The organism is Devosia sp. (assembly GCF_034675085.1).
Classification (GTDB): Bacteria; Pseudomonadota; Alphaproteobacteria; order Rhizobiales; family Devosiaceae; genus Devosia.
On sequence record NZ_JAUCDN010000150.1, the window covers coordinates 1 to 8,099 of the forward strand.

Here is an 8,099-nt window from a genome sequence, read left to right on the forward strand (position 1 = left end):
CGCCGAGCAGCACCTGGTCGGTCTCGACATTCTCCACGCCTTCCACCAATTCGGCGATGGCGGTGGGCTGGTCGCCGCGCGGCTCGTAGGTGGTGTTGAGGCGGAAGGGCCGGCTTTCGCCGCGCTTGGCGGGGCGCTCGGGACGATGGGGCACCCAGGGGGCGGAGCCTTCCACCTCCTTGCGGCCATGCAGGATGATCTGTTCCAGCGCCTTGACGGTGGCGGTGATGCCCACGGTGGTGGCGTTGGAAAGGTCCTCGCCCTTGCGCGCCTTGTTCTTCTTGACCGACGCGTCCAGAGCCTCGCGCACCTTGGCCATGGCTTCGGGGTCGGTGGCGGCGGCGCGGGCGATGTCGCGCGCGCTGGGCATCTGCGCGGGCATATGGCCGAAGCCGGCCTGCGGCGCCTCGCCGAAGCCGTCGAAATCGACGCGGTCGACCGAGTTGATCTTGGTCTTGCCGGTCTTTTTCGCCATGCCGGTGGCGGTGTCGTGATTGGACTTGGTGGTGCGGCGCTTTTCGAGCGGCGACAGCTTGGCTTTTTCCTCGGCCTCCGCACGGTCAAGCGCGCGCTTGTTCTTCATGCGCTCGGCATAAAGGGGCTTGTTGGCCGCCAGATCCTCGGCTTTTTCGATTTCGCCGAGAAAATCATCGATGGAAAATTCCGCCTTGCCCGGGCGGGTCGATTTGGAAGCCATGGCCAACTCTGCGGTCCGGAGGAGAGACTCAGATAGGGAACGGGGCGCCGGTGCGCAATGTTCCGGCCAAGCCTATCACCCCGCGAACGGAGAGGGAACGGGGCTGCTGACAAAGGGCGTCAGCACGGAGAGGGGCCGATGGCCCACTCCCCGGCGCCGGGCTCAGCCCAGCAGGCTTTGCGGAACCTTGCCGCCATTGGCGGCGAGCTGGGAAAGAACCTGCTTGTGCAGCCAGACATTCATGCTGGCGCTGTCGGATTTATCGCCGGTATAGCCCAGCTCGTCGGCCAGCTGCTTGCGGGCGGTGAGGGAGCTGTCGAGATCGAGCGCCTTCATCAGATCGACGATGGAGGTCTTCCAGTTGAGCGTCTGGCCCGAGGCCGCCACGGCGGCGTCAAGAATGGCGGCGACATCGACCGGCTGGGCGGAAGCGGCGGCGGGCGCAGGCGCCGGGCTGGCGGCGGCTTGCGCGGGCGCCGCGGCGGGTGCGGCGGCTACCGGTTTTTCGGCCGGGGCGGTGGCCGGGGGCGGGTTGCTTACCGCCGCGTTGGCGGCCGGAGCGGGTGCGCCGAAAATCCTGGCCTTGATGTCATCGAAAAAGCCCATGGGGAAACCTCGTGATGTTGAAACGAAAGCAACCGGCCGGGCGCCAGGCGGCGTCCGGCCGGAAGGGACAGATGCGGGATCAGCGGGCGACGCGCACGGTCGAGACGCTGTTGCCGAACCAGCCCAGCGAATTGGCGCCGGTGGTGTAGGTGCGGCAATCGTCGCGGCGGCCGCGATCGGTGCAGAGCTCGACGGTCAGGCCGGCGCGGTTTTCGATGGAACCGATGCCGCCACGTACGCGCTGGCTTTCGCCGGGACGCAGGCAGAAGCTGTCGCCGCCCATGCGGTCATATTCGAAGAAGCAGGCCTGGGCGCGCGAGGGCCGCGGCGGCTCGGGACGGATCACCGGCGGACGCGGGCCGATATTGCCGTTGCCGACGCCGATATTGATCTGCGGGCCGTCGGGGCCGCCGATGGTGAAGCCGAAGGACAGGCCCGGCTGGCTCGGATTGACCGGGCGGCCCTGGGCGGAAAGATAGCTGGCCGAAACCCAGCCGTCGGGGCCGGGCTTTTCGACATAGCACCACGAGCCCTGGCAGCGCTGCACGTCGACCTGGGTGCCGCGCACCAGCGTGTCGACCACGGCATAATTGGTGCCCGGGCCGGAGCGGACATTGACATTGCCGGTGACGACGCCCGGCGCCGCATTGGCGGCAGGCAGGAAGACGACCAGGGCGGTAGCGGCCACGGCCACGCCGGTGGCGATCTTGAGCATCAGCTTGCGGGAGAGGCGGTTCATCATGGCGCTCCTTTGCGCTGGGCCGGACCCTTGGTTGACGCTGACCGGCCTTGTTTTCGTTCAGGAAACGGGGCCGGACGCAAAAGGGTTCCGGCTGTTCGCGGGTAATAAGCCAGCCTGCGGCTGAACGGTGGCTGAACGGAAGCCGGGCTTTTCCTTCAGGAAGAAGACCCATCCACGGTGTCGTTCCGGGCTTGGCCAGGAATCCATCTCCCGCATATCCGCATACGCATCGATGGTGCGGATAGCCTTCAGGATGGATCCCGGCCTGCGCCGGGATGACATCGAGCGAGGGGAGGGCGCGGTTCCTAGCGGGGGATGGTGCGCTTGTTGCCGTTCTCGTCGAGCGCAACATAGACGAAGCGCCCTTCGGTGACCTTGACGCGGTCGTCCTGCCGGTTGCGACGGGCCCAGGCTTCCATGCCCACGGTGATGGAGGTGGTGCCGATGCGCTCGATAGTGGTGTAGACGCAGAGCACGTCGCCGATCTTGACCGGGGAAATGAAGGTCATGGCCTCCACGGCCACGGTGACGGTGCGGCCCTTGACGCGCTCATAGGCGGCGATGGAGCCGGCGATGTCCATCTGGCTGAGCACCCAGCCGCCGAAAATATCGCCGGCGGGATTGGTGTCGGCCGGCATGGCCAGGGTGCGGATGGTCAGGTCGCCCTTGGGCTCGTTGGTCTGGTTCTGCATCGTCACGGTCCTTTCACCGGCCAGCGGCCGACAGCTTCTTCCCAATGCCTGCGGCAGAGGGAAATATAGACGGATTTTTCGATGGATACCTGGTCGCCATCGGTGAGCACGCGCCCCTCGGCGCTCTGGCGCACAACCATGGTGGCCTTGGCGCCGCATTCGCAAATGGTGCGGATTTCGCGCAGCGTATCGGCAATGGCGAGCAGCTCGCTGGAGCCGGGAAACAGATTGCCCTGGAAATCGGTGCGCAGGCCGAAGCACATGACCGGGATGTTCAGCCGGTCGGCGACGCGGGCGAGCTGCCAGACCTGCTCGGCGGTGAGAAACTGGGCCTCGTCGACGAAGACGCAATCGACCTTGCCGGATTCGGTCTGCTCGCGGACGGCCTGGTAGAGATCGTCGCCGGACGAATACAACGCGGCGGGCTCGGAAATGCCGATGCGCGAGGTGATCAGGCCGACGCCGTTTTCGGCATAAAGCGCCGAGGTGTAGAGCAAAGGCCGCATGCCGCGCTCGCGGTAATTATAGGCGGCCTGCAACAGCAGGGTAGACTTGCCGGCATTCATCGCCGCATAGGAGAAATAGAGCTTGGCCATGGCCTTGTTGTGCCGGAGCCGGCGGGCCGAGGCGAGCGCAAAGACCGGTGCTCCACAAAAAAGAGACCGCCCGAAAGGGCGGCCAGATTTCTTGGGTCGGCGTGGTCCGGCGATTGGGGGAAAGCCGGAACGGGACGCAGGCTAGGGCGGTTGTATGACGGGGCGATGACGCCGGCGTTCAGCGCCGGTTCAGGCAGTGGGCGGCAGGTTGGGCGGACCAGCGTGGAGTGTGAGCGATGATGAAGAATCTGGTGCGTGGGCTTGTGGTGGCGGCGATAAGCCTTGCGGCCGTCATGCCGGCCCTGGCCTCGCCGGCGGGCAAGTGGGAAATCGAATTCCGCGATTCGCGCTATGATGTGAGCCTGTGCGGGGACGGCACCCAGCTCTGCGCCAAGCTGATCTGGCTGGGCAACGGCGCCGACAACAAGGACAATTTGCCCTATCTCAACAGCTACATCATCAATGGCGCAGTGCAAAAGGCGCCGGGCCGCTGGGACGGTACGCTCAACCTTTACGGCCACAAGGCCGCCGGCACCATCACCCAGGTGGCGCCCGACCAGCTCACCATCCGCGGCTGCTTCCTGGTAATCGTGTGCAAGAGCTTCCAGATGTACCGGATGGCGGATTAGTTCGTGGTCCGGGCTGCATGCTGCTGGCGCCGGGCCCACAGGGACGGCACCGCCTCGACGGCCAGGATGGCGAGGAAGATCAGCGCCGCGCCGGCATAACCGGCCGGCGGCAGCCTTTCGCCCAGCAATAGCGCCCCGCCAATGGCGGCGAACAGGCTTTCGGCGGCCAAGATGATGGCGGCGTTGGCGGGGGGCACATATTGCTGGCCCACCGCCTGCAGGGTGAAGGCCACGGCCGTCGAGAGAATGCCGGCATAGGCGATTTCGAGCCAGCCGGCAGAGATGCCCTCGATGCTGGGCGTTTCCAGGATGAAGGCGAGGATGAGCGCGGCGGCGCCGGCCACCAGGAAGCTCACCGCCGAGACGAAGACGGGCAGGCCGGTGGCGCTGGCGGCCCGGCCCAGCAGCGTCACGTGCAGGGCCCAGAAAACGGCGCCGCCGACGATGAGCCCATCCCCGCCATTGAAGGAATCCAGCCCCCCGCCATTGAGATAGTAAATGCCCAGCAGCGCCAGCGGCACGCAGATATAGATGATGGGATGGGGCAGGGTGCGGAACAGCGCGAAACCGAGCACCGGCACGAAGAACACGTAAAGCCCGGTGAGAAAGCCGCCATTGGTGACGGTGGTGAGGGTAAGGCCGGCCTGTTGCAGCCAGGAGCCGAAGAAAAAGACCACGCTCACCGCCAGGATCAGCCCCCATTGCGGGCGGGTGAGCGGGCTGGCGCGGCGGCGGCGCTCGCGCAGGGCCAGCGGCAGCACCAACAGGCCCCCCAGGATATAGCGGATGCCGGCGAAGGTGAGCGGCTCCATGCTGTCCATGGCCGATTTCTGCGCGATGAAGGCAAAGCCCCAGAGCATGGTGCAGATGAGAAGCAGGGAGGTGGCGACGGCGCGGGACATGCAAGCCTTGAGGGTAGGAAAAGGATCAGGCTGCCATACCCCTCTCCGCTTCCTCCCCACAAGGGGGATGGTGCGTCCGGGCCCCTGCCACGAAGGGAGGGGCCCGGGAAAGCGTCAGCGATGGCGCGGGGCGCCGGGGTGCTGGCGCGGGCCGTTTTCACCCTGCTGGCCGAAATGCCGGCGCTGGGGGCCATCGGCCCGCTCGCCGCGCGCCGGGGCCAGTTCGGCCTTCTGCGTATCGGTGAGACTGTCGAAGAAGGCGGCGAAGGCCGGCTGCACCGCTTCGAGCGCAGCCAGATGGGCCTTTTCGAGGGCGATGCGGTTTTCCAGCATCTGGGCGGCGTCGGGCCGCTGCGCCGTCTCGCCGGCGGCAGGCGGGGTGGGGCGCAGGCTTTCGGCCTGGGTACGGAAGGTCTCGGCGGCGGCCAGCGCCTCGCTCTTGAGCGTTTTGAGCAGCGGCTTTTGCGCCTCGGTCAGATCGAGGCGATGGGTGAGACGCACCAAGGCGATCTCGACGGCTTCGGCGCCGCGTTCGACGCCCAGGATATCGCCGACATTGCCGTCGCGCTGCGGCCCGCGAAAACCGCGCTCCGCCGGCTGGCTGCGTTCGGCCTGCACGTCGGAACTGCCCGGCGCGTCCTGCGCCAGAACCGGCGCGACGGCCGAAAGGCCCAGCGTGGCGGTGAGCAGGGCCGCGACCGCGGTGGAGGAGAGTTTCTTCATTGCGTTTCATCCTTTGCATGGGAAGCGCCGGTATCCGGCATGCAAGGGACCATAGAGGGGACGATGTCTCCCCGAACTTACGAAGGGATGAAAGGTTGGAGAGGTTGGTAAGGTGGGGCTGACCTTACCCCGCGATATACTCCCTCAGAGCCTCGGCCTCGCGCTGGGCGGCCTCGATCTGGCACTTGACCACGTCGCCGATGGAGACGATGCCCACCAATTGCCCGTCCTCGGCCACCGGCATGTGGCGGATGCGGAAGCGGGTCATGCGCTCCATCACTTCGGAGACCGGTGTGTCGCGGCTGGCGGTGACGACGCTGCGCGTCATGCATTCGGCGATGGCCAGCGAGAGCGTGGCCGCTGCGTCCCGGCCCAGGCGCCGCACGATGTCGCGCTCGGACAGGATGCCGGCAATGGCGCCGTCCTGATCGGTGATGACCAGCGCCCCGACATTATGGGCGTTGAGCGCGGCCACCGCGTCGGCCAGCGTGGCGCTGTCGGGCAGGGTGTGAACCACGACACCCTTGGTGTTCAGGATGGTTTCGACAAGCATGTTGACGTCCTCCCTGGGGGGATTGTGGACTGCTTGGCGGGAGAGGGCAAGAGCCTCGCGAAAGGCAAAGAAAAGGCCGGCGCAAGGCCGGCCCAGGTGGGGACGTCAGGAGAAAAGGGTCAGGGGCGGGCCGCCCAGTGCGAGCGGCGGCGCCTTGCCGGGGCGGGGGCAGGCAATTTGCCCTGCCAGACGATGCGGGTGGCTTCAGCCAATACGGCCAGCACCAGCAGGGTCAGCGGCACCATGAAGACGGCGATCTGCGCGTCGGGCTCACGGGCCAGTTGCTCCAGCCGGACCGGCGCAAGGGTCAGCGCCAGGCCCGCAATGGCGGCCACCGCGACAAGGGCGAGGCCGACAACAAGAAAGAACCGGATCCGGGATGGCCGCCTGGCCGAAGAAATGTGCATGGGATCGGAAACCGCGTTCTGACTTTGGATGGCTCTATCAAGGCGGATGAATGCGGTGTCAGTGGGGGCTCAATGGGGAAAGGGGTGGGCCATTTGGCGGCAAAACTGTGGCGCCGGCCCCCTTTCGGCGCGCGCGCACTTGTCCTAAAAAGCCGGGCGGCCGTCGAGGGGTGAAGCAGCGGCAGGAGGATATGCACTGGGATTTCTGTCTGATGCTCTGGGCCGGGTGGCGCCTTCGGCAACCGTGGCCATCAGCCAGAAGGCGCGGGTCATGGCGCAGGAGGGGCGCGACATCATCGCGCTTTCGGCCGGCGAGCCCGATTTCGACACCCCCTTGCATGTGCGCGACGCCGCCAAGAAGGCGATGGACGCGGGCAAGACGCGCTATACCAATGTCGATGGCATTCCCGAATTGAAGGAAGCGGTGGCGGCCAAGTTCCGCCGCGACAACGGGCTGGACGTCACCGCCGCCGATTGCTTCGTCGGCTCGGGCGGCAAGCAGATCATCTTCAACGCGCTGATGGCGACGCTCAATCCTGGCGACGAGGTGGTGGTGCCGGTGCCCTATTGGGTGAGCTATCCCGAAATCGTGCGGCTGTGCGGGGCCGAGCCGGTCTTCGCGCGCGCCGATGCCTCCACCGGCTTCAAGCTCCGGCCCGAAGTGCTGGAGGCGGCGATCACCCCGGCCACCAAGTGGCTAATCCTCAACACGCCTTCCAATCCCAGCGGGGCCGCCTATACGGCCGAGGAGCTGCGCGGGCTGGCCGACGTGCTGCTGGCGCATCCGCATGTGCATATCCTCACCGACGATATCTACGAGGTGCTGGTCTATGATGGCGGGCGCTTCGCCACCATCGCCCAGATCGAGCCGGAATTGCAGGCGCGTACGCTGACCATGAACGGGGTGTCCAAGTCCCACGCCATGACCGGCTGGCGCATCGGCTATTGCACCGGCCCGCGCCCGCTTCTGGCCGCGATGACCAAATTGCAGGGCCAGTCGACCACCAATGCCAGCTCGATTTCGCAATGGGCGGCGGTGGCGGCGCTCAACGGACCGCAGGATTTCCTCAAGGACTGGCTTGAGGTGTTCCAGGCGCGGCGCGACCTGGTGGTCGCCGGGCTCAATGCCAATACCGGGCTCGATTGCCTCACCCCGGAAGGGGCCTTCTACGTGTTCCCCTCCTGCCAGCGGCTGCTGGGCAAGACCAGCGCCGGCGGCAAGATGCTGGGCAATGACGAGGATTTCGTCATGGCGCTGCTGGAGGAAACCGGGGTGGCGCTGGTGCATGGCGCCGCCTTCGGCCTGCCGGGCCATTTCCGCCTCAGCTATGCGGCCAGTAATACGCAACTGGAAGAAGCCGTGCGGCGCATCCAGGAGTTTTGCGCGGGCGTGCGGTAGGGCGGAGCCTATCCGATGAGCGGAGCCATCAATCTGCGCCTCGCTCCCTTGAGGCAGGGCTATCGGATATGGGTTGTGGCACAATAGCGCCATACCCACCGGGCGGTACCTCCCCCTTGACGGGGGAGGTTAGGAGGGGGTGCCGAGAGCCCG

General features: G+C 66.5%; 10 protein-coding genes and 1 pseudogene. 2 read left to right on the forward strand and 9 right to left on the reverse strand.

Annotated elements, in window-relative coordinates; all coding sequences use genetic code 11:
* The 5 genes and pseudogenes from VDP82_RS10670 to VDP82_RS10690 all read right to left on the reverse strand — a co-directional run.
* Window positions 1-697: pseudogene (locus VDP82_RS10670) on the reverse strand (hypothetical protein); the annotation flags it as partial.
* A 162-nt stretch (window positions 698-859) separates the two neighbouring features.
* Window positions 860-1,303 (reverse strand): DUF3597 domain-containing protein, encoded by a 444-nt coding sequence (locus VDP82_RS10675; RefSeq protein WP_323014830.1) that lies wholly within the window; start codon window positions 1,301-1,303, stop codon window positions 860-862.
* 79 nt (window positions 1,304-1,382) lie between these two features.
* Complete coding sequence (locus tag VDP82_RS10680; protein ID WP_323014831.1) at window positions 1,383-2,042, reverse strand: SH3 domain-containing protein; 660 nt, start codon at window positions 2,040-2,042, stop codon at window positions 1,383-1,385.
* 308 nt (window positions 2,043-2,350) lie between these two features.
* Window positions 2,351-2,737, reverse strand: coding sequence for an acyl-CoA thioesterase (locus VDP82_RS10685; RefSeq protein WP_323014832.1), 387 nt, complete (start codon window positions 2,735-2,737; stop codon window positions 2,351-2,353).
* A 2-nt stretch (window positions 2,738-2,739) separates the two neighbouring features.
* Window positions 2,740-3,333, reverse strand: coding sequence for a thymidine kinase (locus VDP82_RS10690; protein WP_323014833.1), 594 nt, complete (start codon window positions 3,331-3,333; stop codon window positions 2,740-2,742).
* 236 nt (window positions 3,334-3,569) lie between these two features.
* Between VDP82_RS10690 and VDP82_RS10695 the strand changes: the two genes are divergently transcribed.
* Window positions 3,570-3,962, forward strand: coding sequence for a hypothetical protein (locus VDP82_RS10695; RefSeq protein WP_323014834.1), 393 nt, complete (start codon window positions 3,570-3,572; stop codon window positions 3,960-3,962).
* Here VDP82_RS10695 and VDP82_RS10700 read toward each other — a convergent pair.
* The 4 genes from VDP82_RS10700 to VDP82_RS10715 all read right to left on the reverse strand — a co-directional run bounded on the left by VDP82_RS10700 (window position 3,959) and on the right by VDP82_RS10715 (window position 6,547).
* Window positions 3,959-4,864, reverse strand: coding sequence for a DMT family transporter (locus tag VDP82_RS10700; RefSeq protein ID WP_323014835.1), 906 nt, complete (start codon window positions 4,862-4,864; stop codon window positions 3,959-3,961). The genes VDP82_RS10695 and VDP82_RS10700 overlap by 4 nt on opposite strands.
* A 114-nt stretch (window positions 4,865-4,978) precedes the next feature.
* The gene (locus VDP82_RS10705) at window positions 4,979-5,587 is read right to left on the reverse strand and encodes a Spy/CpxP family protein refolding chaperone (RefSeq protein ID WP_323014836.1); all 609 of its coding nucleotides are present in this window, start codon (window positions 5,585-5,587) and stop codon (window positions 4,979-4,981) included.
* A 124-nt stretch (window positions 5,588-5,711) separates the two neighbouring features.
* Window positions 5,712-6,140: a CBS domain-containing protein gene (locus tag VDP82_RS10710; RefSeq protein WP_323014837.1), complete on the reverse strand. Its 429-nt coding sequence runs from the start codon at window positions 6,138-6,140 to the stop codon at window positions 5,712-5,714.
* Between the two features lie 119 nt (window positions 6,141-6,259).
* Window positions 6,260-6,547 (reverse strand): hypothetical protein, encoded by a 288-nt coding sequence (locus VDP82_RS10715; RefSeq protein WP_323014838.1) that lies wholly within the window; start codon window positions 6,545-6,547, stop codon window positions 6,260-6,262.
* A 196-nt stretch (window positions 6,548-6,743) separates the two neighbouring features.
* Between VDP82_RS10715 and VDP82_RS10720 the strand changes: the two genes are divergently transcribed.
* Window positions 6,744-7,946 (forward strand): pyridoxal phosphate-dependent aminotransferase, encoded by a 1,203-nt coding sequence (locus VDP82_RS10720; protein WP_323014839.1) that lies wholly within the window; start codon window positions 6,744-6,746, stop codon window positions 7,944-7,946.
* Window positions 7,947-8,099 lie beyond the last annotated feature (153 nt).

Bases quoted from the DNA above. Each gene is read 5' to 3' on its own strand.
- VDP82_RS10705 (WP_323014836.1), bottom strand. From the start codon at position 5,587: ATGAAGAAACTCTCCTCCACCGCGGTCGCGGCCCTGCTCACCGCCACG.
- VDP82_RS10700 (WP_323014835.1), bottom strand. From the start codon at position 4,864: ATGTCCCGCGCCGTCGCCACCTCCCTGCTTCTCATCTGCACCATGCTC.
- VDP82_RS10685 (WP_323014832.1), bottom strand. From the start codon at position 2,737: ATGCAGAACCAGACCAACGAGCCCAAGGGCGACCTGACCATCCGCACC.
- VDP82_RS10710 (WP_323014837.1), bottom strand. From the start codon at position 6,140: ATGCTTGTCGAAACCATCCTGAACACCAAGGGTGTCGTGGTTCACACC.
- VDP82_RS10715 (WP_323014838.1), bottom strand. From the start codon at position 6,547: ATGCACATTTCTTCGGCCAGGCGGCCATCCCGGATCCGGTTCTTTCTT.
- VDP82_RS10680 (WP_323014831.1), bottom strand. From the start codon at position 2,042: ATGAACCGCCTCTCCCGCAAGCTGATGCTCAAGATCGCCACCGGCGTG.
- VDP82_RS10690 (WP_323014833.1), bottom strand. From the start codon at position 3,333: ATGGCCAAGCTCTATTTCTCCTATGCGGCGATGAATGCCGGCAAGTCT.
- VDP82_RS10695 (WP_323014834.1), top strand. From the start codon at position 3,570: ATGATGAAGAATCTGGTGCGTGGGCTTGTGGTGGCGGCGATAAGCCTT.
- VDP82_RS10675 (WP_323014830.1), bottom strand. From the start codon at position 1,303: ATGGGCTTTTTCGATGACATCAAGGCCAGGATTTTCGGCGCACCCGCT.